The sequence below is a fragment of the Streptomyces sp. NPDC094032 genome, from assembly GCF_040303965.1.
Lineage (GTDB): Bacteria > Actinomycetota > Actinomycetes > Streptomycetales > Streptomycetaceae > Streptomyces.
This window is the reverse complement of sequence record NZ_JBEOUE010000051.1, coordinates 1-24,091: the sequence shown is the minus strand read 5'-3', so window position 1 is coordinate 24,091 and position 24,091 is coordinate 1. Positions and strand designations below refer to the sequence as shown.

General features: G+C 72.8%; 23 protein-coding genes and 1 pseudogene. 16 read left to right on the top strand and 8 right to left on the bottom strand.

The genetic code is table 11. The annotated features are described in order from the left end of the window. Together ABTZ54_RS35395 and ABTZ54_RS35390 are read left to right on the top strand one after the other, a co-directional pair. Positions 1–885 (top strand): RHS repeat-associated core domain-containing protein (locus ABTZ54_RS35395; protein WP_351672002.1); only part of this gene is annotated, 885 nt, incomplete at its 5' end. Continuing rightward, complete coding sequence (locus tag ABTZ54_RS35390) at positions 882–1,406, top strand: hypothetical protein (protein ID WP_351671999.1); 525 nt, start codon at positions 882–884, stop codon at positions 1,404–1,406. The genes ABTZ54_RS35395 and ABTZ54_RS35390, both read left to right, overlap by 4 nt. A gap of 63 nt (positions 1,407–1,469) precedes the next feature. Here ABTZ54_RS35390 and ABTZ54_RS35385 read toward each other — a convergent pair whose 3' ends face one another. Genes ABTZ54_RS35385 through ABTZ54_RS35375 form a run of 3 tightly spaced genes read right to left on the bottom strand, consistent with a single transcriptional unit; the run spans position 1,470 to position 4,227 of the window. Continuing rightward, complete coding sequence (locus tag ABTZ54_RS35385; protein ID WP_502997373.1) at positions 1,470–2,126, bottom strand: TetR/AcrR family transcriptional regulator; 657 nt, start codon at positions 2,124–2,126, stop codon at positions 1,470–1,472. 52 nt (positions 2,127–2,178) lie between these two features. Then, a complete protein-coding gene (locus ABTZ54_RS35380; protein ID WP_351671994.1) occupies positions 2,179–3,045 on the bottom strand; it encodes a DUF4436 domain-containing protein in 867 nt (288 codons plus the stop codon). Positions 3,046–3,069: 24 nt separating this feature from the next. Further along, positions 3,070–4,227, bottom strand: coding sequence for an agmatine deiminase family protein (locus ABTZ54_RS35375; RefSeq protein WP_351671991.1), 1,158 nt, complete (start codon positions 4,225–4,227; stop codon positions 3,070–3,072). A 307-nt stretch (positions 4,228–4,534) separates the two neighbouring features. Here ABTZ54_RS35375 and ABTZ54_RS35370 point away from each other — a divergent pair, with 307 nt between their 5' ends. The 10 genes from ABTZ54_RS35370 to ABTZ54_RS35325 all read left to right on the top strand — a co-directional run bounded on the left by ABTZ54_RS35370 (position 4,535) and on the right by ABTZ54_RS35325 (position 16,027). Next, positions 4,535–6,088, top strand: a complete 1,554-nt coding sequence (locus ABTZ54_RS35370; protein ID WP_351671988.1) for a serine/threonine-protein kinase — start codon at positions 4,535–4,537, stop codon at positions 6,086–6,088. Between the two features lie 44 nt (positions 6,089–6,132). Beyond that, complete coding sequence (locus tag ABTZ54_RS35365; protein ID WP_351671986.1) at positions 6,133–6,708, top strand: TetR/AcrR family transcriptional regulator; 576 nt, start codon at positions 6,133–6,135, stop codon at positions 6,706–6,708. 343 nt (positions 6,709–7,051) lie between these two features. Next, a complete protein-coding gene (gene ureA / locus ABTZ54_RS35360; RefSeq protein ID WP_351671983.1) occupies positions 7,052–7,792 on the top strand; it encodes an urease subunit gamma in 741 nt (246 codons plus the stop codon). Continuing rightward, a complete protein-coding gene (locus ABTZ54_RS35355; protein WP_351671980.1) occupies positions 7,789–9,540 on the top strand; it encodes an urease subunit alpha in 1,752 nt (583 codons plus the stop codon). The genes ureA and ABTZ54_RS35355 overlap by 4 nt, the downstream gene beginning before the upstream one ends. A 102-nt stretch (positions 9,541–9,642) precedes the next feature. Next, positions 9,643–10,662: an agmatine deiminase family protein gene (locus tag ABTZ54_RS35350; RefSeq protein ID WP_351671977.1), complete on the top strand. Its 1,020-nt coding sequence runs from the start codon at positions 9,643–9,645 to the stop codon at positions 10,660–10,662. A gap of 96 nt (positions 10,663–10,758) precedes the next feature. Further along, entirely contained in the window at positions 10,759–12,432 is a 1,674-nt protein-coding gene (locus ABTZ54_RS35345) for an ABC transporter substrate-binding protein (RefSeq protein ID WP_351671974.1), read from the top strand. Beyond that, positions 12,429–13,388, top strand: coding sequence for an ABC transporter permease (locus ABTZ54_RS35340; protein WP_351671971.1), 960 nt, complete (start codon positions 12,429–12,431; stop codon positions 13,386–13,388). The genes ABTZ54_RS35345 and ABTZ54_RS35340 overlap by 4 nt, the downstream gene beginning before the upstream one ends. Then, a complete protein-coding gene (locus tag ABTZ54_RS35335; RefSeq protein ID WP_351671968.1) occupies positions 13,385–14,239 on the top strand; it encodes an ABC transporter permease in 855 nt (284 codons plus the stop codon). Before ABTZ54_RS35340 ends, ABTZ54_RS35335 begins: the two co-directional genes overlap by 4 nt. Then, positions 14,236–15,228, top strand: coding sequence for an ABC transporter ATP-binding protein (locus ABTZ54_RS35330; protein ID WP_351671965.1), 993 nt, complete (start codon positions 14,236–14,238; stop codon positions 15,226–15,228). Before ABTZ54_RS35335 ends, ABTZ54_RS35330 begins: the two co-directional genes overlap by 4 nt. Beyond that, positions 15,221–16,027, top strand: a complete 807-nt coding sequence (locus ABTZ54_RS35325) for an ABC transporter ATP-binding protein (protein ID WP_351671962.1) — start codon at positions 15,221–15,223, stop codon at positions 16,025–16,027. The genes ABTZ54_RS35330 and ABTZ54_RS35325 overlap by 8 nt, the downstream gene beginning before the upstream one ends. 17 nt (positions 16,028–16,044) lie before the next feature. Here the strand turns inward: ABTZ54_RS35325 and ABTZ54_RS35320 are convergent, their stop codons facing one another. Then, complete coding sequence (locus ABTZ54_RS35320; RefSeq protein WP_351671959.1) at positions 16,045–16,707, bottom strand: TetR/AcrR family transcriptional regulator; 663 nt, start codon at positions 16,705–16,707, stop codon at positions 16,045–16,047. Between the two features lie 120 nt (positions 16,708–16,827). Here ABTZ54_RS35320 and ABTZ54_RS35315 point away from each other — a divergent pair, with 120 nt between their 5' ends. After that, entirely contained in the window at positions 16,828–17,991 is a 1,164-nt protein-coding gene (locus tag ABTZ54_RS35315) for an agmatine deiminase family protein (RefSeq protein WP_351671956.1), read from the top strand. Positions 17,992–18,070: 79 nt separating this feature from the next. Here ABTZ54_RS35315 and ABTZ54_RS35310 read toward each other — a convergent pair whose 3' ends face one another. From ABTZ54_RS35310 to ABTZ54_RS35295, 4 genes are read right to left on the bottom strand one after another with little or no spacing between them, the layout of a single operon-like run. After that, on the bottom strand, positions 18,071–19,264 hold the full coding sequence (locus tag ABTZ54_RS35310; protein ID WP_351671953.1) for an ABC transporter permease: 1,194 nt from the start codon (positions 19,262–19,264) through the stop codon (positions 18,071–18,073). Further along, positions 19,261–19,989 carry an ABC transporter ATP-binding protein gene (locus tag ABTZ54_RS35305; protein ID WP_351671950.1) on the bottom strand — a complete coding sequence of 243 codons (729 nt, stop codon included), beginning with the start codon at positions 19,987–19,989 and terminating at the stop codon, positions 19,261–19,263. Before ABTZ54_RS35305 ends, ABTZ54_RS35310 begins: the two co-directional genes overlap by 4 nt. After that, entirely contained in the window at positions 19,986–21,140 is a 1,155-nt protein-coding gene (locus ABTZ54_RS35300) for a peptidoglycan-binding protein (protein WP_351671947.1), read from the bottom strand. The genes ABTZ54_RS35305 and ABTZ54_RS35300 overlap by 4 nt, the downstream gene beginning before the upstream one ends. Before the next feature lie 2 nt (positions 21,141–21,142). Beyond that, positions 21,143–21,664 (bottom strand): hypothetical protein, encoded by a 522-nt coding sequence (locus ABTZ54_RS35295; RefSeq protein ID WP_351671945.1) that lies wholly within the window; start codon positions 21,662–21,664, stop codon positions 21,143–21,145. Positions 21,665–21,838: 174 nt separating this feature from the next. Between ABTZ54_RS35295 and ABTZ54_RS35290 the strand changes: the two genes are divergently transcribed. The 3 genes and pseudogenes from ABTZ54_RS35290 to ABTZ54_RS35280 all read left to right on the top strand — a co-directional run. Beyond that, complete coding sequence (locus ABTZ54_RS35290) at positions 21,839–22,495, top strand: response regulator transcription factor (protein WP_351671942.1); 657 nt, start codon at positions 21,839–21,841, stop codon at positions 22,493–22,495. Continuing rightward, on the top strand, positions 22,492–23,712 hold the full coding sequence (locus ABTZ54_RS35285; RefSeq protein WP_351671939.1) for a sensor histidine kinase: 1,221 nt from the start codon (positions 22,492–22,494) through the stop codon (positions 23,710–23,712). The genes ABTZ54_RS35290 and ABTZ54_RS35285 overlap by 4 nt, the downstream gene beginning before the upstream one ends. Positions 23,713–23,879: 167 nt before the next feature. Further along, positions 23,880–24,091 (top strand): annotated as a pseudogene (locus tag ABTZ54_RS35280) (class I SAM-dependent methyltransferase); the annotation flags it as partial.

The window sequence follows — 24,091 nt, the reverse complement described above, 5'->3', positions numbered from 1 at the left end:
ACGGTCGAGGAGAACACCGACGGCACCTGGGCGCAGACCGCGTCCAAGATCAACCACTACGACAGCGACGGCGACAACCCCCGCTGGATCGTCGAAGACGCGGCGGACGGCACGCTCACCCGCAACGTCGAATCGGCCTCCGGCGACCTCGCCGCCACCACCAGCGGCAACGGGAACACCGTCCTCCAGCTGACCACCATCCACGGCGACGTCGCCCTCCAGCTCCCGCTGGACACCAACGACGCCCCCCTGGTCCTGGACAACGACGAGTACGGCAACCCCCGCACCGGCCAGCCCGCCACCCGCTACAACTGGCTCGGCGCCAAGCAGCGCTCCAGCGAGACCCTCACCGGTGTGATGCTCATGGGCGTCCGCCTGTACAACCCGCAGACGGGGCGGTTCCTTTCCATCGACCCGGTCTACGGCGGCGGAGACAACCGCTACGGGTACCCCGGTGATCCGATCAACCAGTACGACCTCGACGGCAAGTCCTGGTGGAGCCGGTTCAAGCGGAAGTCCCGCTCCTGGTCGGGTCGCATCTACCGGGCCTACAACAGGGCGCAGGCCTCGGTCATCGGCCGTGGTTCCGCCTACCTGAGCCGCGCCGCGGGATACCGCTGCCGCTACCGTTACGGGATGCGCGTCTGCTCTGGTGGCGCTGGGTTCCACGCCCGTGGGGGGACGACCATCGGCACGACGTTCTTCACGTCGAGCCGCAATCCGTCGTACAAGTTGATGAGGCACGAGAAGAGGCACCGGAGTCAGTGGCGGCGCTACGGCCTCCGGTTCATGTACATGTACCTCAGGGCCGGTTCCAACCCATGCCGTAACCGATGGGAACGTCGCGCCAACTACGACGACGGTGACTACAGGGAATGCATGTGACGAGGCGATCCTGGCCGTGGATCGTGGGTGCGGCAGCGGTGGCGATCGTGCTGCTCGGCGTTCTCGCGGTCTGGGCCTTCGTGGTGCGGTCCATGTCCGATCCTGAGAGCTCCGGGAGTCTCGGCATCCGGATCGACGGGGACCAGGTCACCGTGAAGTCCGCTCAGTGCCCCGGGGACCTGGCGCGCCGGGTCGAGGTCCGGGACAGCGGGTCGGAGAAGCTGGTCTGGTACGCCGACGGACCGCTGACCGAGCAGGGCAAGAGCGGTCGGCTGGCCCTGTGGAAGGCGGACGACTACCGCGATGCCGCCGGCGGTCGCGTGCCCGCGAAGCTGCCCGGAGAGCTCGACGTGCTCGTCGACTACGGCTCCGCCGGAGGCACGGGCGAGGTCTTCGACCTGTCCCTGGTGAGGGCTGCCCAGATTCCCGCAGGCCACTACTGGACACCCGCCGGTGTCAGAACGGCTCAGGAGATCGACGCGGTGCTCGACTGCTCGGGGCGGGGCGAAGCCACCTCCTGACACGGGGTGGTCGTCCGCACCCCACGACAGGCCCGTCCGCATCGCGGACGGGCCTGTCCGTCGTCACGCCTCCGCGCCCACCGCGCTCTCCTCGTCCCGCGCCCACGTCCGGTGCAGATGCCCGATCTCGACGGCCACGGCCTCCCGCATCAGGGCGCGGGCGTGAGGCGCCGTGAGCGTGTGGGTCAGCCAGCGGGTGCTCAGGCCCTCCAGGAGGGCGGTCAGACGTTCCGCGGAGGCCGTCAGGGTCGGGGCGGGGGCCGTGGGGCAGGCCTGGGCCAGCAGGGCGGCGATCTCGTGCACCCAGGTGAGACCGGCCCTGGCCAGGTCCGGGCGCAACTCCGGCTCGAAGACCGCGCTCGCGCGCAGCTCGCCCCAGGCCGTGCTGTTCTCCCGGACCTCGGCGAGATCCTGGAACTCAAGGAGCAGGGACCGCTCCAGCTCCTGGTGCGGGGCGAACGGCCCGTCCGGGCACTCCTCGTCGGCGGTGTAGCGGTCGGCCCGGTCGCTGATGAATTCGAGCGTATGGCGCAGGATGCCCGCCCGGTCCTTGAAGTGGTAGTAGATCAGCGCGGTGGACACCCCCGCCTCGGCCGCCAGCTCCTCCACCCGCAGCCCGCGCACTCCCCGCCGCGCGATGACGCGGGCGGCCCCCTCCAGAATTGCCGTTCGGCGGTCCCTCGCCACGCTTCCTCCTCTTCGTCCAGGCGATTGTCTCATGCTGACTGAAACTTCAGTTGGTTCTCAGTCGCACGGCACGGCACTGCACCGCTCAGGACGAGGAGACGGGCGGCTCCGCCTTGATGCCCGCCGCGACCACCGTGATGAGGCAGAACGCGACGATCGACTCCGCCCACAGGAAGGCGAGGTAGTCGAGCAGGGAGCCGATGGGCGGCGCGCCCGGCGCCGTGTTGCGGAAGGCGGCCAGGGCGAAGAGCGTCGCGGCCATCCAGCCGAGCGCCGGCCAGGTCAGGCCCTTGCGCCGGGTCACCAGGTACCACGCGCCGATCAGCACGGACACCGCCAGCGCCCACATGGCCACCATCATGAAGACGGCGAAGACCAGCACGCTGTTGGAGCGGGCGAGCCCGAGCCCGAAGACGGCGACCCCGTCGCTCTCGGAGGCGTCCACCGAGGCCGCGAAGAGGGCGTCGTTGTTCGAGAGCCGCATGTGGACCGGGACCTTCTCGCCGCCCATCGTGGCCCCGAATTCGAGCGTCGTGTCGTACGCGTCGAAGGGGTAGTCGGTGATCCGCCCGCCCGTGAGCGCCACGGGCACGTCCCGGGTGGAGATCCGGCTGTGCGCCTTGAAGGTCAGATCGCCGCCGGTGGACGTCGCCGTCTGCACGACGAGGTCCTCGGCGGGGGACACCCCGCCCGCCTCGGCGAGCGCGCCGCGCGGTGTCACCAGGACCCGCAGCACCAGCTCCCGGCCGGCGGCGTCGACGCGCTGGACCGTGGCGTCGACGTCCACCCGGTCGGGCTCCTCACCGCCCGCCGAGTACACCGTGTCCATCGCCTGGCGTTCGCCGAACTGCAACCACGCGCCCACACTGACGGCGCCCACCATGGCGAGCAGGATCAGGCTCGTGACCAGCGTTCTCTTACGGGTGGGCCGTTGGCGGCGGCTCTCGGACACGGTGACTCCGGGGGGTGCGTGCGGTCAGGCGGCGGGCTTGCCGGGCTGGTCGTGGGTGGAGCAGTGGATGCCGCCGCCGCCCGAGGCGATGGTGTCGATCGGGACCGGGACGATGTCGCGCTTGGGGAAGTGCTCCTGGAGGATGCCCTTCGCCCGGCCGTCGGCCTTCCGGTCGCCGAACCTGGGCATGAAGACGGCGTCGTTGGCGATGTAGAAGTTGGCGTACGTGGACACGAAGTCGTCGCCCTCGCCGGTGATCCGGTCCAGGTCGGGCTGCGGCAGGTCGATGACCTCGAAGCGCCGGCCGCGCGCGTCGGTGGCCTTGGACAGCACCGACTTCGCCTGGTCGGCCGAGCGCGACCAGGAGTCGGCCGGGGTGCTGGGGTGCGCCCGGTCCAGGAGGACGACGCCGGGAGCGGTGAAGCGGACGAGGCTGTCCACGTGCGCGTCGGTGATGTCCTCGCCGCGGACACCGGCCAGCCAGACCACTTTCTCCACGCCGAGGGTGTCCTTCAGCTCGGCCTCGATCCGGTCGCGGCTCTTGCCGCGGTTGCGGTTGTCGTTGACGATCGAGCTCTCGGTGATGAGCAGGGTCCCCTCGCCGTCCGTCTCGAACGAGCCGCCCTCGGCCACCAGCGGCGCCTCGACCCTCGGGATCCGGTACTTCCCGAGCAGCTTCTCGCCGACCAGGGCGTCGTTCTCGTGCCGCTGCTTGTTGCCCCAGCCGTTGAAGTTGAAGTCGACGCCGGTGACGGCACCGTCCTCCTCGACGAAGACGGGCACCGTGTCACGGGCCCACAGGTCGTCGACCTCCAGCGGGATGACCTCCACCTGGGAGCCGCACGCCCGCTGCGCCGCCTTCAGCTGGTCCGGGCGGGCCATCATCACGACCGCCTCGTACTCCCCGACGGCCCGCGCGATCCGCGCGATGTCCTCGCGTACGTACCGCAGGTCCTCCTGCCAGACGGACTCCAGGGCAGGCCAGGACATGAAGGTACGGGTGTGGCTCTCCCACTCGGCGCCCAGCCGGCGCTCCCCGCCCGCCTCCGGGTCCGTCCCCGCGCTGCCGGCGGCGCCGACCAGGCCGGGATCGGCGGGGCCGCAGGCCGAGACGCCGAGGACGAGCGCGCCGATCCCGGCGAAGGAGCGGAGGGCGGAGCGGCGGGAGGGGAGGAAGGTCACGGGGACTCCGATCGTGGACTGACGGGACCGAGGGCGTCCGGCCGAGGTGGGGGGGCACGGGGGAGGGGGCGCGGGAGCGCCGTACGAGTCCTGCTTCAAGAGTGCGTGACGTGGACCCCGAGCGCCGGTTGCCGCGACGGCGGGTACGGCCTCTGTCCACACTGTGGCACTGACTGGAATTTCAGTCAAACGACATGAGGGTCTGGATTGACTGAAACTTTCGTTAAGGGCACGATGCGGGGGCCTTACGCCTCCTGCCGCATAACGCCTCCTCCCGCCTCACGCCTCCTGCCGAAAGAGCCGTCGCATGTCCGCTCAGCACCCCGGTGCACCACCCGCCCGCACGGCTCTGGCCCCCGACGACCCCCGCGAGATCGGCGGATACCGCCTGCACGCCCGCCTGGGCGCGGGCGGAATGGGCGTCGTGTACCTGGCGTACACCCCCGGCGGCCGTCCCATCGCGCTGAAGGCCGTACGGGAGGAGTTCGCCGCGGACCCCGAGTTCCGCGAGCGCTTCGCCCAGGAGGTGGCCAGCGCGCGCCGGATCCACGGCCTGTTCACCGCGCAGGTGGTCGACTCCGGCGTGGACGCCCGGACGCCGTGGCTGGCGACGGCGTACGTCCCCGGCCCCACCCTCCAGCAGGTGGTCCAGCGGCACGGCCCGCTGCCGGTCCGCACGGTGCTGCCGCTCGTCGCCGGCATCGCCGAGGCCCTCCAGGGGATCCACGGCGTGGGGGTCGTGCACCGGGACCTCAAGCCCGCCAACGTGCTGATCGCCGCCGACGGCCCGCGCGTGATCGACTTCGGGATCGCGAGGGCCGCCGACGCCGCCGCGCTCACCGGGACGGGGCTGCGGATCGGCACCGCCGCGTACATGGCACCCGAGCAGGCGCTCGGCCATCCGGTGACCCCCGCGACCGACGTCTTCGCGCTCGGCGCCCTCGCCGCCTACGTGTCGTGCGGCCGGACGCCCTTCGGGGACGGGCCGGAGCCCGCCGCGCTCTACCGGGTGGTCCACGAGGCGCCCGACCTCGCCCACGTACCGCCGGAGCTGAGGGAGCTGCTCGGGCGCTGCCTCGCCAAGGACCCGCGGGACCGGCCCACCACCGGCGAACTGATCGCGGCCGTCCACGCCCACCCGGCCGTGGGCCCCCGGCCGGGATTCGCCGACGACTGGCTGCCCCACCCGGTCAGCGACGACGTGCAGGGGTACGGAGCGGGCCCGACACCCCCACCCGCACCGACCCCGATACCGACCCTGATACCGACCCCGACTCCCACGTACATGCAGGCGACGGCCACCGCCACGGCGCCGGCCGCAGCGCCCGCCGCGCTCCCCCTCGAACCGTCACCCTCGTCGCGCCGCGCGCCCCGCAGAGGCCGCCGGACGCTGTTCACCGCACTGGTCGCGCTCCTCGCGCTCCTCGGGGGAGGGGCCGTCGTCTACTCCCTCGGCTACCCGCCGGAGGAGAGGACGCGGGCGGACGGATACGTCCCCGGATACGCGAACACGGAGCTCACCGCACCCGACGCCACCTACGAGTTCGACCTCAGGGCCGGAAAGGTCGTCCCCGAGGAGACGGCCACCTGGTACCTCGCCCGCAACGGCGCCGCCTTCGTCGTGTCCGAGGAGAGCGACGCCTTCATGGCGGACGGCGACGACCTGAGCGTGGCCGACTGCGTACGGGGGATCGAGACACGGCCGGTGACGGCGCTGCCCTTCACCGAACTCGCCGACGAGCGGCCCTTCTGCGTACGGAGCGCGGACCAGAAGGACATCGTGATCGTGCGGCTCGTCGAGGCGGCCGCCGGCGGCGGACCCGTCACGGTCTCCGTCGACCGGCACCACCGGGAGGGGTGACCGGGTGGACGCCCGCCCCGGAAGCCGCCAGGTAGGGTTCGGGCATGGCGACTCGTAGTACTCAGATCCTGGAAGCCGCCGCGCGGGTGATCGCCCGGCGCGGGATCCGCGGGCTGCGGGTGGAGGAACTCGCCGCCGAGGCGGGCGTGTCCACGGCGCTGATCTACTACTACTTCAAGGACCGCGCCGGGATCCTGCGTCACACCCTGGAGTTCATCAACGATCGCGCCGAGCGCTACACGACCGACCGCGACCCGGACGCCCCGCCGCTGACCCCGCGCGAGGAGCTGGAGGAGACGCTGCTCCTGGAGCTCCAGGACACCGTGGAGGTACGGGAGAACAGCGCGGCCTGGGGCGAGTTGCGCGCGAGCGCCGTCTTCGACGAGCTGCTGCGCGAGGACCTCGCCCGGGCCACCCTGGTGTGGACCCAGGAGGTCGCGGCCCTGCTGGGTCAGGTGCAGCCGATGGCGCCGGCCTCGGCGCTGGCCGCGTCGGGGGAGCGGCTCACCGCCCTCCTTGAGGGGCTGAGCATGCGCTGGCTCGGCGGCGGGATCCAGATCGCCCACGCGCGCGCCCTGCTGATCGGCGCCATCGAGGCGGAGCTGGCCGGGCTCCGCTGAGCCTCCGCGCCCTTCCGTTCCCGAGGTTTTCACCCGTACGTCCCCCACAGTCCCACCCGCCTTCAGCTGGTGGGACTGTGTCATGTCCGAAACCTTGACTGTCTTTTCAGTCAGTGCCAGAGTGAGGGCACGCCGAGAACGGACCGCTCTCGCATCCGCCGGCTCCCGTGCCCCCGGGCCCCCTCGCGGGCCCTCGCCGCCCCCGCTCGCCTCCCGGACCCTCATCCGGCCCGGTGGGCCCGACGGCGGCTCGCCGTACCGGCATTCGCCCACCTTCCGGAGAAGGAATGAACACCATGGTTTCGACCGGCGCACCCGTCGGGGAAGCGGTGCGGGGGTCGTCATGCCCCTGACACCCACCGAGCGTGACCGGCTGCTGCTCTTCACCGCCGCCGAACTCGCCCGGGCCCGCCACGCGCGCGGTCTGCGGCTCAACGTCCCCGAGGCGACCGCGCTCATCGCGGACACCGTCTGCGAGGCCGCCCGCGACGGGCTGCGCCTGGCGGAGGCCGTCGAGCGGGGCCGAACGGTCCTGGGCCCGGACGACGTGCTGCCCGGCGTCGTCGACATCGTCACCGAGGTCCAGGTCGAGGCCGTCTTCGACGACGGCACCCGGCTGGCCGCCATCGCCGAGCCCTTCGGGCCCCAGGAACGCGACGCCGCCGCCCCCGGCGCCGTACTGCCCGCCGCGGAGGCCATCGAGGTGCCCGAGCCGGTCACGCGCCTGGCCGTCCGCAACACGGCGTCGGTGCCGGTGAGTGTGACCTCGCACTTCCACTTCTTCGAGGCGAATCCGCGGCTGGACTTCGACCGCTCGGCGGCGTACGGGATGCGGCTGGCGATTCCGGCGGGTGCGTCGTTCCGGTTCGATCCGGGCGGTGAGGCGGAGGTGGGTCTGCTGCCGATCGGCGGGGCGCGGGTGGCGATCGGGTTCGCGGGTCTGGTGGACGGTCCGCTGGACGCCCCGGGCGCGAAGGAGGAGGCCCTGCGCAGGGCGGTGGCCTGCGGCTACCTCGGCGCGGACCCCGCCACGCCCGCCACGCCCGCCACCCCCGCGCCGGCCCTGGAAGGAACGACCCCGTGAGCAAGCAGACCAGGCACAGCGACCACTGTGCCCCCGGCGTCAGTCGCCATGTCGACCCGTACGACTACGCCTCCGTGCACGGCCCGCGCGCCGGTGACCGGGTGCGGCTCGGTGACTCCGGGCTCGTCGTCCGGGTCGAGTCCGACTCCCAGAAGCCCGGCGACGAGTTCCTGGCCGGCTTCGGCAAGACCGCCCGCGACGGGATGCACCTCAAGGCCGCGACCGCCAGCGGCACTTGTGACGTCGTCATCACCAACGTGCTGGTGATCGACGCCGTCCAGGGCATCCGGAAGACCTCGATCGGCATCCGCGAGGGCCGCATCCACGCGATCGGCCGGGCCGGGAACCCCGACACCCTCGAAGGCGTCGACGTCGTCGTCGGCACCGGCACCACGATGATCCCGGGCGAGGGCCTGATCGCCACCGCGGGCGCCGTCGACACGCACGTCCACCTGCTGTCGCCGCGGATCATGGAGGCCTCGCTCGCCAGCGGCGTCACCACCATCATCGGCCAGGAGATAGGCCCGAGTTGGGGCGTGGGCGTCAACTCCGCGTGGGCCCTGCGGCACGCCTTCAACGCGTTCGACGCGTGGCCGGTCAACATCGGCTTCCTGGCCCGGGGTTCGTCCTCGGACCCGGCGCCGCTGGTGGAGGCGCTGGCCGAGGGCGGGGCGTCCGGTTTCAAGGTCCACGAGGACATGGGCGCCCACACCCGGGCCCTCGACACCGCGCTGCGGGTCGCCGAGGAGCACGACGTCCAAGTGGCGCTGCACAGCGACGGGTTGAACGAGTGTCTGTCGGTGGAGGACACCCTGCGGGTCCTGGACGGCCGGACGATCCACGCCTTCCACATCGAGGGCTGCGGCGGCGGACACGTACCGAACGTCCTGAAGATGGCGGGCGTGCCGAACGTCATCGGCTCCTCCACCAACCCCACCCTCCCCTTCGGCCGCGACGCCGTCGCCGAGCACTACGGCATGATCGTCTCCGTCCACGCGCTCAAGACCGACCTGCCCGGCGACGCCGCCATGGCGCGCGACCGGATCAGGGCCGGGACGATGGGCGCGGAGGACGTCCTGCACGACCTCGGCGCGATCGGCATCACCTCCTCCGACGCCCAGGGCATGGGCCGGGCCGGCGAGACGATCCGCCGTACGTTCGCCATGGCCGGGAAGATGAAGGGCGAGCTCGGCCCGCTGGAGGGCGACGGCGCCCAGGACGACAACGCGCGCGTGCTCCGGTACATCGCCAAGCTGACCATCAACCCCGCCATCGCCCACGGTCTCGCCCACGAGATCGGCTCCATCGAGGTCGGCAAGATGGCCGACATCGTGCTGTGGCGGCCGCCGTTCTTCGGCGCCAAGCCCCAGATGGTCATCAAGAACGGCTTCCCCGCCTACGGTGTGACCGGCGACCCGAACGCCGCCACCGACACCTGCGAACCGCTCGTCCTCGGCCCCCTGTTCGGCGCCCACGGCGCCACCCCCGCCGATCTCTCCGTGGCCTTCGTCAGCCGCGCCGCGGCCGAGTCCGGGTCCGCCGGGCGCCCGTACGACGTCATGACCACCCGCCGGCGCCGGGTCGCCGTGCGCGGCACCCGGGGCATCGGCCCCGCGGACATGATCGGGAACACCCGCGTGGGCGACGTGCAGGTGGACGGCGCCACCGGTCTGGTCACCCTCGACGGGCAGCCGCTCCGCTCCGAGCCGGCCGACGAGGTCTCGCTCAGCCGCCTCTACTTCCTCTGAGCCCCCCGGCCCTCCCGGGCCCCTGCACACCCCCATGACCTCGCTCTTGACTGAAATTTCAGTCGAGAGGAAGATTCCAACCCACCCAAGAGAGAGCTTCAGATGAGCGCATTCCGTATGCCCGCCGAGTGGTCCGCCCATGAGGGCTGTCTGATGGCCTGGCCCACCCGCCCCGAGCTCTGGGGCAGCGTCCTGGACGACGTCAAGGAGGAGTACGCGAACGTCGCCAGGGCCATCGCGGAGTTCGAGCCCGTGACGATGGTCGCCCCGCCCGGTCACGGCGACGACGCCCGGGTCCTGTGCGGCCCGGAGATCGCGGTCGTCGAGCTCCCGGTGGACGACTCCTGGTTCCGCGACTCCGCCCCGCTGTTCGTCCTCGACGGCGAGGGCCGCCGCGCCGGCGTCGACTTCCGCTTCAACGCCTGGGGGCGCAAGCACCACCCCTACGACTCCGACGACCGGATCAGCTCCCTGCTCCTCGACCACCTCGGGGTGGAGCGGATCGGCTCCGAGATGATCCTCGAAGGCGGCGCGATCACCGTCGACGGCGAGGGCACGCTGATCACGACCGAGCAGTGCCTTCTGCATCCCAACCGGAATCCCGGCATGAACCGGGACGAGATCGAGGCCGAGCTGAAATCCCGGCTGGGCGTCCGTAAGGTTGTCTGGCTTCCGTACGGTGGCCTGCTCGACACCGAGACCGACGGTCACGTCGACGGGGTGTGCGCCTTCGCCGCCCCCGGCAAGGTCGTCGTCTCCCTCCCCGAGGACCCCGCGCACCCCGACTACGCCCGGATGCGGGCCAACCGCGCGGTACTGGAGGTCACCACCGACGCACAGGGCCGACGCCTGGAGATCGTCGACGTGCCGCAGGTCGCGTTCGGCGACGTGGCCGGCGGCGAGGTCGAGGTGTCGTACCTGAACTACTACGTCGCCAACGGCGGTGTCGTCGTGCCCGTGGCCGGTGTGCCCCAGGACGACGAGGCCCTCGCGGTGATCGCCGCGGCCTACCCGGGCCGCAAGGTGGTCGGCGTGCGGGCGCTCGCCATCGCGTTCGGCGGCGGGGGAGTGCACTGCATCACGCAGCAGATCCCCGTCGCCCAGCCCCAGCCCCTGCCGTAACCGGACCGGCCCCGACCGCTCCTGCCGGACCGTCCCCGCGGTCCGGCAGCCTCCCCCATCGCGTACGGACGCACCGTACGGAAAGAGAGCGCGACGATGATCACACCCGTACTCCGCACCAGTAGACGCGCGGGCGCGCTACGCGGTCGTACGTCCGGCCGCCCGCTCGCGGCCGCGGCCGTCCTCCTCACCTCCACGGCCCTGGTCGCGGCCTGTGCGGGGCCGCCCAAGGGTGGAGGCGACGCCGGTGCCTACTCCCTGTCGAGGAGCACGCCCGCCGCCAAGGGCGAGATCGACTCCTTCAGCTGGGCCCTCTACGCCGAGCCGCCCACGCTCGACTACACGGTGGCGTTCGACTACCCGCAGAACACCATCCTGTCCAACGTGTGCGAGAGCCTGATGCGCTGGACCCCGGGCCTCACCCTGGAACCCGGCCTCGCGCGCCAGGCGTCGAACCCCGACCCCACCACCTGGGTCTACGACCTGCGCCCCGGGGTCAGGTTCCACAACGGCGGGACGATGACGGCCGACGACGTGGTGTACAGCCTCGGCCGCCAGACGAACCCCGACAACGCCGCCGCCTGGGCCCAGAACTTCCAGAACGTCGCCACGATCCGGAAGACCGGCCCGCTCCAGGTCACCGTCAAGCTGAAGAAGCCCGACTCCCAGTTCCCCCAGTACATGGCCACCGCCGCCGGAGTCGTCGCCTCCAAGGCCGGGGTCGAGAAGGCCGGCAAGGACTACGGCACCTCCGGGGGCCTCGCCTGCACCGGCCCCTTCGAGCTCGGCACCTGGAACAAGGGCCAGTCCGTCGAGCTCGACCGCTTCGACGGCTACTGGGGCCGCAAGGCCAAGTCCGGCAAGGTCGTCTTCCGCTTCATGACCGACCCCTCGGCCCGGACCAACGCCCTGCTCAGCGGCGAGGCCGACGGCGGCTATCTGATACCGACCGAGAGTTACGGACGGCTCAAGGGCAGCGGCGTCGGCACCCTCTATTTCGGCGAGGGCCTGAGCACGGTCAACGTCAACATCACCAACATGAAGGGCCCGCTCGGCGACGTACGTGTCCGCCGCGCGCTGTCCCTGGCCCTCGACCGCGAGGGCTTCGTCAAGGCCGGCCTCGGCGGCGCGGGCACCGCCACCCACTCCCTCACCACCCGCGCCGCCTGGGCCGCCGGATCGGAGACGACGCGGAAGACGGCCCTCGGCTGGCTGCCGACCGGCGGACCCGACATCGCGAAGGCCAAGGCGCTGATCAAGGAGGCCGGCGCCACCGGCAAGACCCTCACCGTCGCCACCAGCTCGATCGGCCAGGACGTCTCGCTGCTCGCCACCGCCGTCCAGTCGGCCGGCGCCCAGATCGGTCTCGACATCCGGCTCAAGACCATCGCGCCCAACGCGTTCACCGCGCTCTTCACCGACCCCAAGGCGCGCGAGGGCATCGACATGTTCCCGCTCACCTACTACGACTCGATCACCGACCCGCTGGACCTGCTGACCAGCTTCAAGACCGGCGCCTACCTGAACTTCGCGGGCTACAGCGACCGGACGTACGACGAGCGGGTCGAGCGGGCGACCGCCGAGTACGACCCCGACAAGCGCCTGATGATCGAGACGGAGCTGCAGAAGCAGGCCGCCGAACAGCTGCTGTGGATCCCGGTGGCCGAGTGGCCCACCGCCGTCTTCCTCAACAAGAGGATCACCGGCGCCCCCACCACCATCTCCTACATGTACTACCCGTGGGCCGCCGATGTGGGGGCCGCGCGTTGAGCTTCACGAGATTCGCCGCCCGGCGTCTCGCCGAGATGGCCGCCACCCTGCTGTGCGCGTCGTTCGTCGTCTACGGCGCGATGTACCTGGCCCCGGGCAGCCCCGCCAGCTTCCTGCTCTCCGGCCGCTCGGCCTCGCCCGAGGCGCTCGCCGCGATCAACGCCCAGTACCACCTGGACGACCCGTTCCTCGTCCGCTACCTCCGGTGGCTCGGCGACCTGCTCCAGGGCGACTTCGGGCGCTCCATCACCTACCGCACCGACGTCTCGCGCCTGCTGGCCGACCGGCTCCCCACCACGCTGCTCCTCGTCCTGATGGCGCTGGTCGTGGTCGTGGCCGTCGGCCTGGTGCTCGGCCGGGTGGCGGCGGTGCGCGGCGGCGCCACCGACTCCGCCGTCCTCGTCACCACCACCTTCGCCGTCGGCACCCCGTCGTTCGTCGCGGCCGTCCTGCTCCAGGCGCTGTTCGCCGTCCGGCTGGGCTGGTTCCCGAGCGGCGGCGCGGGCGACGGCCTCCTCGACCGGATCTGGCACCTGACCCTCCCGGCCGTCGCCCTCGCCCTCTATCTGATCGGCATGCTCGCCCGGGTCACCCGCTCGGCGATGCTCGAAGCCCTCGACAGCGAGCACGTCACCGTGGCCCGCAGCCGGGGCGTGCCCGAGCGCCAGGTCATCCGCCGCCATGTGTTCCGCAACTCCCTGGGCACCGTCCTGACCACCGGCGGTCTGATCGTCTCGACCCTGCTGGTCTGCACGATCCTCGTCGAGACCGCGTTCAGCATCGGCGGCATCGGTCAGCTCCTGGAACTGTCCACCTCCACCAAGGACTTCCCGACCGTCCAGGCCATCTCCCTGATCATCGTCGCCCTGTTCATGATCGTGAATCTCGTCGTCGACCTCCTGCTCCCCCTGGTCGACCCGCGGATCACCCTCGGATCGAAGGGGTCCGCCGCATGACCGCCGTCCTCAGCCGCCGGCCCGGCCTCGCCCGGATCCGCACGGTCCGCTCGCCGCTCCACCTCGCCTGCCTCGGCTTCGTCCTCCTGGTCGTCGCCGCCGCGCTGCTCGCCCCGCTCCTCGTCCCGTACGACCCGAACGCCGTCGACCTCGGCAACGCGCTCGCAGGACCCTCGCCCGAGCACCTGCTCGGCGTGGACGCGGCGGGCCGCGACACCTTCTCCCGCCTGCTCCTGGGCGCCCGCACCTCGCTGCTCGGCCCGCTCGGCGTGGTCCTCTTCTCCACCGTCGCCGGTGTCGTCGTCGGCATGGCGGCGGCCTGGCGCGGCGGCTGGCTCGACTCGCTGCTCTCCCGCAGCACCGAGCTGGTCTTCGCCTTCCCCGGCATGCTGCTCGCGATCCTCATCATCTCGATGTACGGGGAGGGGCTCACCGCCCCGGTCATCGCCCTGGCCATCGCGTACCTGCCCTACGTCAGCCGCCTCACGCGCTCCCTGGTGCTCGCCGAACGGGCCCGCCCGTACGTCAGCGCCTACCAGGTCCAGGGCCACTCGGCGCTCCAGATCTGCCTGCGCCACGTCCTGCCCAACATCGCCCCCGTCGTCCTCGCCCAGTCCACCATCAACTTCGGTTACGCCCTCATGGACCTCGCCGGCCTCTCCTTCCTCGGACTCGGCGTCCCGGCGCTCACCCCCGACTGGGGCCGCATGGTCTTCGACGGCCAGACCGCCGTCCAGCAGGGCTACCCGCTGTCCGCGATCCTGCCCTGCGCCCTCATCGTGCTGACGGTGGTCGCGTTCAACGTGGTCGGCGAGCGCTGGGCCGACCGTGTCGCCAGGAGAGACCGATGAACACCACCGACAGGCCGGCGCTCGACGTCCGAGGGCTCCGGATCACCCTGCCCGGCACCGCCCGCCCCGTCCTCGACGGGATCGACCTCACCGTCGCCGCCGGCGAGACCGTCGCGCTGGTCGGCGAGTCCGGCTCCGGCAAGAGCCTCACCTCGCGCAGCGCCCTGCGGCTGCTGCCGCCCGGCGCCGTCACCGAGGGCTCCGTGCTCGTCGACGGCGACGACGTCCTCACCCTGGACGCCGACCGGCTGCGCGCGCTGCGCACCGGCACCGTCGCCATGGTCTTCCAGGACCCGCGCGCGGCCGTCAACCCGCTCCGGCGGATCGGCGACTTCCTCACCGAGAGCGTCCGCCTGACGGGGACGATGACCGCCGCCGGGGCCCGGGCCCGCGCGGTCGAACTCCTGGAGGCGGTGGGCCTGGACGCCTCCGCCCTGGCGAAGTACCCCGGCCAGGTGTCCGGCGGCATGCTCCAGCGCGTCATGATCGCCGCGGCCCTGATGGGCGATCCGGCCCTGCTGCTCGCCGACGAGCCCACCACCGCCCTGGACGTCACCACCCAGGCGGAGGTCATCGCCCTCCTCGGCCGGCTGCGCGCGCGCTTCGGCACCGGGCTGCTGTTCGTCACCCACGACCTCGACCTCGCCGCCGCCATCAGCGACCGGGTGTACGTGATGTACGCCGGGCGGATCGCCGAGAGCGGGCCCGCGGCGGAGATCTTCGCGCACCCCCGCCACCCGTACACGGCCGCCCTCCTGGCCTCCACGCCCCGGATGGAGAACCCCCGGGGCAGGCTCACCGCCATCGAGGGCCAGCCCCCCGACCTCCGGCAGGAGCTGCCGGGCTGCGCCTTCGCCGCCCGCTGCGTCCTGGCCACCGAGGTGTGCGACCTGCGGGCGCCCGCGATGCTCTCCGCCCCGGGACGGCCGGAACACCAGGCCGCCTGTCACCACAGCGACCGGCTCGAAGGGAGCGCAGTCGATGTCTGAGAACACCGGGCACGTGCTGGCCGTCCGGGGGCTGCGCCGCAGCTACGGGCCCGTGAAGGCGGTGGACGACGTGTCGTTCACCCTGCCGAAGGGCGGATCGCTGGGCATCGTGGGCGAGTCGGGCTCCGGCAAGACCACCACGGCACGGATCGTCGTCGGTCTCGAGTACGCGGACGAGGGCGAGGTCCATGTCCTCGGCCGGTCCCGCACCGAACGGGGCCGTGGCCGGGCGCGGCGGCTCGCCCGCGCCCGCGAGGTCCAGATGGTCTTCCAGGACCCCTACGCCTCGCTCGATCCGCGGACCAGCGTCGAGGCGGCCCTGCGCGAGACGCTGAAGCTGCACTTCCCGGAGCGGGACCACACCCGGCGGATCCGGGAGCTGCTCGACCAGGTCGGCCTGGGGACCCGGGCGGCCGACGCGCTGCCGCGCCAGCTCTCCGGCGGGCAGCGGCAGCGCGTGGCCATCGCGCGGGCGCTGGCCGTGGAGCCGGCCGTGCTGGTGCTCGACGAGGCGGTCGCGGCGCTGGACGTGTCCGTGCAGGCGCAGATCCTCAACCTGCTCGCCGACATTCGGGAGGAGACCTCGGTCGGCTATCTCTTCATCACCCATGACCTCGGCGTGGTCCGGTGCGTCACCGACGAGGTCATCGTGATGCGGCACGGCGCCGTCGTCGAGGCCGGCCGCACAGACGAGGTGCTGGCCGATCCGCGACACCCCTACACCCGGCTGCTGTTGGAGTCCGTGCCCCGTCCGGGCTGGGACCCGGAGCGGATCGCGGCGGCCCGCCGGGCGCTGTAGGGGGGGCGAAGGGGCGTTCAGGCTCCGGCCGCGAGGGTGTGGACCAGGGTCCGCAGCACCGCCCCGCCGTCGACCTCGGCGCCCAGGGACTCCACCGCGGCCAGTCCGTCGACGGCGGCGGCGACCGCCTCGCCGAGCGGCCTTGGATCGACGGGCCCGCCTGGCCCGCCGTGCCCGCCGCGCTCGTCGGCCAGCACCTGGAACAGGGCGACGAAACAGGCGCGCCAGCGCCGGTACTCGGCCTCCAGGGACTCCCGTACCCGCTCGTCGTTCAGGGCGTGCCAGTGCAGCGCGGAGTGGAGGTGGGCGAGGTCCGCGCCCTCGGGCGCTTCGAGCAGGCCGAGGACGCGTTCGGCGCGCTCGGCGAAGGTGCCGGGGGCGGCGACCGCCTCCTCCAGCGGCAGGATCCACTCGGGGCGGATGTCCTCGACGACGGCCAGGACGAGGTCGGTCCGGTCCTGGAAGTGGTAGTGGCACATCCCGTGCGAGACCCCGCACAGCGCGGCCACGTTGCGGGTGGTGAACCGCTCGCTCATCTCACCGGCGAGCAGCGTCCGCGCGGCCGCGATCAGGCGCGCGCGGGTCTGCTCGCCCTTCGCCGAGACCCGGGGCCGCGGTGTCGCGGGCCTCGGGGCCGGGGGAGCGGTGACGTTCCGGGAGTCCTTCGCGGATGCGGCCATGGGCTCACTCTAGTCAGCCCGGAAAATACCGGCCGAAAATATTGACCGAGCGCTCGGTCAGTTCTACGTTTCCCCATCAACCACGGGAATTCCGTGGGCAGTTGACACCAGGAGGCAACAGTGAACGATCACGCCGAGAGCAGCCCGCGCGGCGGTGCGGGTCTGGGCAGGCGCCGGTTCCTGAAGGCCGCGGGACTCGCGGTCGTCGGCACGGCACTGGCCGGGACCGAGGCCCACGCCGGAGTCAGGGCGCTGGTGAACGGCACCGCGGCGGCGGGCGCGTTCGCCGTCCCGATCGAGGACGTCCGGCACACCCGTACCTGGATGGCCTTCCCGGACTCCACTGCGATCTGGGGCAACAAGCTGAGCGGCGTCCAGGCGGACATCGCGCTGATCGCCCGTACCATCGCGAAGTACGAGCCGGTCATCGTGTGCGCCAACGCGGGCAGCGCCGCCAAGGCCCGCTCGCTGTGCGGCTCCACGGTCACCGTCATCAGCTCGATCCCCGTCGACGACTGCTGGATGCGCGACAGCGGCCCGGTCTTCCGCACCGACGGCGCCGGCGGCCTCGACGCGATCGGCCTCAACTTCAACGGCTGGGGCGGCAAGCAGACCCACGCCAAGGACGAACTGGTCGCCGAGCGGATCGCCGCCTACGTGGGTGTCCCGTTCACCTACGCCGACCTCGTCGGCGAGGGCGGCGCCATCGAGCAGGACGGCGCCGGCACGCTCATGGCCACCCGCAGCAGCCTGGTGAACAGCAACCGCAACCCCGGCATGACGGAGCGCCAGATCGAGACGGCGATGTGCGCCGCCTACGGCGCCTCCAAGGTCATCTGGTTCGACGGCGTCCGCAACCAGGACATCACCGACGACCACGTCGACGCCACCTCGCGCTTCCTCGCCCCCGGCAAGGCGCTGGTGCAGATGCCGCTGTCCACCGACACCGACGCCTACGCCAAGGACGCCCGCCAGCAGTACCAGGTGCTGTCCTCGGCCACGACCGCCTCCGGCGCCCCGATGGCCGTGAGCAAGCTCCAGGGCCCGGACTACTACAAGATCCGCTCCACCAACCGGGACTTCCTCGCCTCCTACGCCAACTACTACCTGTGCAACGGGGCGGTGATCTCCGGGCAGTTCGGCGACACCGCGGCCGACACCGCCGCCCGGGCCACCCTCGCCCGGCTCTACCCGGACCGCGTGATCGAGCAGCTGAACATCGACCGGCTCGGCACCGGCGGCGGCGGGATCCACTGCGTCACCCAGCAGCAGCCCGTCAGCTGACACACCCGTCGGCGCACCCGCGTACGTATCCCCCTGTACACGGGTGCGCCGACGGCCGCCGGGCGGACGCCCCGGCCCGTCAGGCCGAGCGCAGCGCGTCCGTCGGGGACGAGCCGGCCGCGCGCAGCGCCGGATAGATACCGGCGAGCGCCGCGACCAGGACGGACACCACAGGACCCGCGACGACCATCGACAGCGGGACCGCCGCGGGCCACCCCTGCGCGAGGGCGTAGCCGTAGACCGTGAGCCCGCCCATCACGAGGCCGCCGATCCCGCCGACGAAGCCCATGAGCACGGCCTCCAGCAGGAACTGGGCGGCGATCTGGCCGCCCCTCGCGCCGAGCGCGCGGCGCAGCCCGATCTCGCCCCGGCGTTCCATCACGCCCACCACCATGGTGTTGGCGATGCCGACGCCGCCGACCAGCAGGGCGACGCCCGCGAGGGAGAGCACCAGGCCGGTCAGCGCGTCCTTCGCCTCGCCGCGCGCCGTGAGCAGGTCCGAGGGCCGGCTGACGGCCACGCCGCTCGCGTTGGCCGGGTTGGCGGTCGCCCCGGCCACCGCCTGCACATCGGGGACGCGCTCGGGGTGGGTGCGCAGGTAGACCGTGCCGGCCGTGCCGTCCGCGCCCAGGTGGGCGGTGGCCTGCGGCCAGCCGACGAGCGCGGCGGTGCCGAGCTCGGGCGCGAGCTCGTTCGGCGCCAGGATGCCGGAGACGACGTACCACTGGCCGCCGAGCCAGACCCGTTCGCCCGGGGCGGTCACCCCGAGGCGCTCGGCGGCCTGATCGCCGAGCACGGTCACCGGCAGGCGCTCACTGGCCCGGTCCAGCCACCTCCCGCTCGCGAGCCCGCCCCGCAGGACCGTCAGGAGGTCGAGCCGGGCCGCCAGCACGGTGAGGCTGCCGGTCTGCTGCCGGGGCACGAGGTCGTTGCGGTACACCTCGGCCTTGGTGGCGCCCGTGGCGGTGACCTGCTGTACGGGGGCGATGTCGGCGAGCATCTTCTCGGCCGTGGCCGGCAGCGGCACCGGCTTCTGCTCGGCGTCCTTGCCGGGGCCCACGGTGATCAGGTTGGAGCCGAGCTGGTCCAGCCGGGCCAGCAGATGCGCCTGGTTGGAGAGGGAGATCCCGGTCACCGCGATGACGGCGGCGATCCCCAGCGCGATGCCGAGCGCGGACAGCGCCGAGCGGGTCCTGCGGGTGCGCGGTCCGATCGTGCCCAGGCGCAGCAGGTCCGTGGGACGCAGCCGGGTCCGGCGCGGTGCGGGCGTCACAGGGCGGCTCCTACGGGGTGGGGGCCGCGCTCGTCGAACTCGACGCGGCCGTCGTGGATGCCGACGCGCCGGGGGAAGGAGGCGGCCAGCTCGCGGTCGTGGGTGATGACGACGACCGTGGTGCCCTTCCCGTTCAGCGCGCGCAGCAGGTCGACGACGGCCGCTCCGGAGACGCTGTCCAGGGCCCCCGTGGGCTCGTCGGCCAGGAGCAGGGCCGGGCGGCCGACCAGCGCGCGGGCGATGGCCACCCGCTGCTTCTCGCCGCCGGACAGCTGGTCCGGGCGGTGGTCGAGCCGGTGCCCGAGCCCCACCTCGCGCAGCGCGTCCACGGCGGCGGCGCGCCGCCGCGCGGCGGGCACCCCGCTGTAGAGCAGCCCCGTGGCGACGTTCTCGACCGTGCTGAGGCCCCCGAGCAGGAAGAACTGCTGGAAGACGAAACCGATCCGGTGGGCGCGCAGCGCGGCAAGGTCGGGGTCGGTCAGGCCGTCCAGGTCGCGCCCCTCGAAGCGCAGCCGCCCGGTGGTGGGCCGGTCGAGCGAGCCGAGCAGGGCGAGGAGGGTCGACTTGCCGGAGCCGGAGGGGCCGACGACCGCGAGGAGTTCCCCCGCCTCGACCGTCAGGTCGATCCCGTGCAGGATCCGCAGCGGGGGCGAGCCCGGGTACTCCTTCACGACGCCGGTGAGCTCCAGTACGGGGGCCGCCCCGGGGGAGTGTCGTGGTGTCACTTCGGGACCACCACCCGGTCGCCCGCGCGGACGTCGCCGCTGATCTGCGCCCGCGCGTCGGCGACCAGGCCCAGCCGGACCCGGACCAGCCGGGTGGCGGCGCCCTCCTCGACCCGTACGCCGTAGCCGCCGCCGTCCAGGGCGAGGAGCGCGGTGACGGGGACGACGAGGGCGTCCCGCGCGGTGTCGCCGACGATCGTGACGGTCACGGACGAGGGTCCTGCCTGCCGGGCCCGCCGCTGGTCGTCGAGGGCGATGGTGACCTCGGTCTTCTCCGCGCCGCCCCCGGAGTCGCCCGAGCCGCCCTGGTCGTCCCCGTCGCCGGAGCCGCCACGGACCAGGGAGCGGATGCGTCCCGTGACCGTGCCGCCGTCGGACAGCTTCACCGTCACCCGCCCGTTCGGCTTGAACCGGGACAGCTGGTTCTCGGCGGGCCGCACGACGGCGACGAGGGCCGTGTCGGTCACCGTCATGACCGAGGCCGAGCCGACGGCCGAGCCGAGCTGGGCGCCGATCCGCCGCACCCGGACGGAGTCGAGCGGCAGCATGACGACGTCGCCACGGGCGACCGTCCCGGTCTGCCGCGCGCCGAGCGACTTCTGCCACCGCTTCACCGCCACCGCCGTGGCCTTGGTGAACTTCCCGTCCACGCTCAGGCCGAGTCCTTCGGCGTGCCCGAGCCGCACCAGGTTGCGCTCCAGCTGCGCCACGTCGGGCCCGTCCGGGATCCCGGGGCCGAGGTCGCGCCACAGGGGCCGCCGCCCGTTCATCAGCACGACCGGGCGTCCGTCGACCTCGTACAGCTTCCCGCCGGCCCGGACCACGGAGCCGACGGCGGGCAGGGCCGTGAGCGTCCCCTGGCCGGCGGGGACCACGGGCGTGGGCGCGTCGAAGGCGAGCGCGCCGCCAACCTGTATGCCGCTCGACAGCGAGCCCTTCTCCACCACCACGGTGCCGTGGCCGACGGAGGGCCGCGCGGCGGCGGTGCCGGGCCCCTCCCAGGGGCGGGTCACGGCCAGCGCCCCGGTCCCGCCGATGACGGCGACCAGGGCGAGCGGGACGACGATCCGGCGGCGTCGGCGGCGCCGGGCGCGCCCGTGCGAGCGGTCGGCGGGCGCGGACGTGTCGACGCTCTCCAGGGTGTCGCTCACGCTCACTCCCCGATCCGGTAGCCGGGCATCGGCAGCTTGCCGCAGGCCGGCTGCATGGCGTCCCACTTGGCCATGTCGAAGTCGGCCGCCGGGATGACGAGGATGCCCTTCTCGTCGGGATCGGGCAGATCCGGGTAGCCGTTCTTCCGCCCGCACGCGACGAAGGCCCGGCCCTGCTCCGCGAACTTCGCGTCGTTCTTCGACTTGACCTGGTGGATGCCGGGGACCTTGGCGTCGCACACCTTGGCGGCGCCCTCGTAGCCGTCGATCGAGCCGCCGTCCGTACCGGCGGCCGGGATGGTGATGTTGCCGTCCTTGTCCTGTTCGACGCCGCTCTGCCCCTGCGTGTGCATGCAGTCCACCCAGGCCCTGCGGACCGCGTCGTCGTCCTGCGGCCTGCTCGTGCCCGTGCCGCCGTCACCGGCGACCCGGGGGGCCGCGTCCTCGGCCGAGCAGCCGCTCGCCGTCACCACGGCCGCCATGGCGACCGCTGCCAGTACCACTCGTCGGGTCCCGCCGCGCATGTCCGTTCTCCCTGCTGCTGACTGTCGTCGCTGACGTCGGTCAGTTCTACGGACGGCCCGGTGAGCCACTCGTGAGCGTGCGCCTAACGTCCGGCTCACCCCCGTCGGGGCATCCTTGACGTGCGGAAACAACGGCGAGGGCGGCGCGGGGCGCGGCCGGGTGGGAGGGGACGGATGCGCGTGCTCATCGTCGAGGACGAGGCCGAGCTGGCCGCGATGCTCGCCGACGGACTGCGCGGCGAGGGCATGGTCTGCGACGTCGCCCACGACGGCGCCCGCGCCCTCGAACTGACGGCGGCCCACCCGTACGACGTCCTCGTACTCGACCGGGACCTGCCCCGGCTGAGCGGCGACGCCGTCTGCCGGGCCCTGAACACCGCCGGCTACCCGGCCAGGATCCTCATGCTGACCGCCGCGGCCGGTCTCTCCGACCTCGTGGACGGCCTCGGCCAGGGCGCCGACGACTACATGGCCAAACCGTTCTCCTACCTGGAGCTCGTCGCCCGGCTGCGCGCCCTGGGCCGCCGCACCTCCGCCGGCGCCCTCCCCACCGTGCTGACCCGGCGCGGCCTCAGCCTGGACACCGCGCGCCGGGTCGCCGAACGGGACGGCCGGCCGCTGAAGCTGACCCCGAGGGAGCTCGGCGTGCTGGAACTGCTGCTCGCCGCCGACGGCGCCCCGGTCACCACCGAGGAACTGCGGGACAGCCTCTGGGACGCGGCACTCGACCCGGCCACCACCGCCGTCCGGGTCACCGTCCACTCCCTGCGCCGCAAACTGGGCGAGCCACCCCTGATCACGCACGAACCCGGCTTCGGATACCGGCTGTGAGCCGCGCCGGGACCGGCCGCCGGCTCCCGCGCCTTCCACTGCGCGGCCGCCTGACCCTGGTCACCACCGTGGTGTTCGCCCTGCTCGGCTGCGGCCTGCTCCTCCTGAACTGGCTGAGCTCCCGCCAGCTCATCGAGGACAACCGTTACCTGGTCGTCCCCGCGATCAGCACCATCCCCGCCCAGATGCCGACCGAGCACTTGGACCTCCTCTCCGACACCCCCGCGGCACCCCTCGTGCCCGCCACGCCCGCCGAGGGCTTCGCGGAGTTCGAGAACCGTGTGCTCGGCGAACTCCTTGCGCGGTCCCTGCTGCTGCTCGTCTTCTTCACCGCGCTCGCGGCGCTGCTCGCGTGGTGGGCCGGCCGCCGGTCGCTGCGGCGGCTCACCCGGGTCACCGCCGCGGCCCGCCGGATCGGCTCCGGCAGCACCCTGGACGAGCGGCTCGCCCTGACCGGACCGCACGACGAGGTCCGCGAACTCGGCGACACCTTCGACGCGATGCTCGACCGGCTCGACCGCAGCTTCACCGCCCAGCGCCGCTTCACCGCCCACGCCTCCCACGAGCTGCGCACCCCGCTCACCCTCCAGCGCACCGCCCTGGAGATCCCGCTCGCCCAGGGCCGGGTCCCCGCCGACCTGCGCCCCGACGTCCAGCGGGCCCTGGACGCCAACGCCCGCACGGAGCGGCTCATCGCGGCGCTGCTGACCCTGGCGCGCGGCGAGAGCGAGCCGCCCGCGCCGCACCCCGCCGACCTCGCGGACCTGGCCCGGGCCGCGGTCGCCGACCTCGCCGAGGAGGCGGCGGCGGCCGGCGTCCGCGTCACGGCCGACCCGCGACCCGCGCCGGTCACCGGCGACGTCTCCCTGCTGCGCCAGACCGCCCTGAACCTGGTGGCCAACGCGGTGCGGCACAACCACCACGGCGGCACGGCGACCGTGACCACCGGCACGGAGGGCGACCGGTCCTTCGTCGAGGTCGGCAACACCGGCCCCGTCATCGACCCGGAGGAGATCCCCGCGCTGTTCGAGCCGTTCCGCCGGGGAACGGAGCACCGCGCCGACGGCACCGGACTCGGACTCGCCGTGGTCCGCGCCATCACGGCCACCCACCACGGCGAGGTCACGGCCGCGCCGGGCCCCCACGGCGGCCTCACGGTCCGGGTGGAGCTGCCCCGCCGGCCCTTGATCGACATCGGGCCCGACGACGTGACGTAAACCCTGGACCCGACCGTCCCCGTTGTCATAGCCTCGCCGTACCGAGACACGGAACGGCGTGCGCCGGTCCGACCTCCCATGCCCGTGTCCGGACATGTGCGCGCCTCCGTAACTCGCTTCCCACGGTGTCGTTCTGCGTGTACACCACGCAACGAAGGCGGTCATCAATGTCCGGCACGGAGTCCTCCGACTACACCCAGCGGCTCGCGCGGCTCGAGACCTCGGGGGTGAAGCGGCTGTTGCCGACGCAGGCCCCGTACCGCTGGAATCTGAAGCGGCTCGGTCTCGGCCGGGTGCTCGACGTGGGCTGCGGCCTCGGGCGGAACCTGCTGAACTGCGGCCCGGACAGCGTCGGCGTGGACCACAACGAGACCTCGGT

What these genes read in the sequence shown, in the direction of transcription:
- ABTZ54_RS35365 (WP_351671986.1), top strand. Translation starts at nt 6,133, where the DNA reads ATGGCGACTCGTAGTACTCAGATCCTGGAAGCCGCCGCGCGGGTGATC.
- ABTZ54_RS35295 (WP_351671945.1), bottom strand. Translation starts at nt 21,664, where the DNA reads ATGCGCGGCGGGACCCGACGAGTGGTACTGGCAGCGGTCGCCATGGCG.
- ABTZ54_RS35325 (WP_351671962.1), top strand. Translation starts at nt 15,221, where the DNA reads ATGTCTGAGAACACCGGGCACGTGCTGGCCGTCCGGGGGCTGCGCCGC.
- ureA (WP_351671983.1), top strand. Translation starts at nt 7,052, where the DNA reads ATGCCCCTGACACCCACCGAGCGTGACCGGCTGCTGCTCTTCACCGCC.
- ABTZ54_RS35290 (WP_351671942.1), top strand. Translation starts at nt 21,839, where the DNA reads ATGCGCGTGCTCATCGTCGAGGACGAGGCCGAGCTGGCCGCGATGCTC.
- ABTZ54_RS35345 (WP_351671974.1), top strand. Translation starts at nt 10,759, where the DNA reads ATGATCACACCCGTACTCCGCACCAGTAGACGCGCGGGCGCGCTACGC.
- ABTZ54_RS35320 (WP_351671959.1), bottom strand. Translation starts at nt 16,707, where the DNA reads ATGGCCGCATCCGCGAAGGACTCCCGGAACGTCACCGCTCCCCCGGCC.
- ABTZ54_RS35335 (WP_351671968.1), top strand. Translation starts at nt 13,385, where the DNA reads ATGACCGCCGTCCTCAGCCGCCGGCCCGGCCTCGCCCGGATCCGCACG.
- ABTZ54_RS35385 (WP_502997373.1), bottom strand. Translation starts at nt 2,126, where the DNA reads ATGAGACAATCGCCTGGACGAAGAGGAGGAAGCGTGGCGAGGGACCGC.
- ABTZ54_RS35370 (WP_351671988.1), top strand. Translation starts at nt 4,535, where the DNA reads ATGTCCGCTCAGCACCCCGGTGCACCACCCGCCCGCACGGCTCTGGCC.
- ABTZ54_RS35330 (WP_351671965.1), top strand. Translation starts at nt 14,236, where the DNA reads ATGAACACCACCGACAGGCCGGCGCTCGACGTCCGAGGGCTCCGGATC.
- ABTZ54_RS35350 (WP_351671977.1), top strand. Translation starts at nt 9,643, where the DNA reads ATGAGCGCATTCCGTATGCCCGCCGAGTGGTCCGCCCATGAGGGCTGT.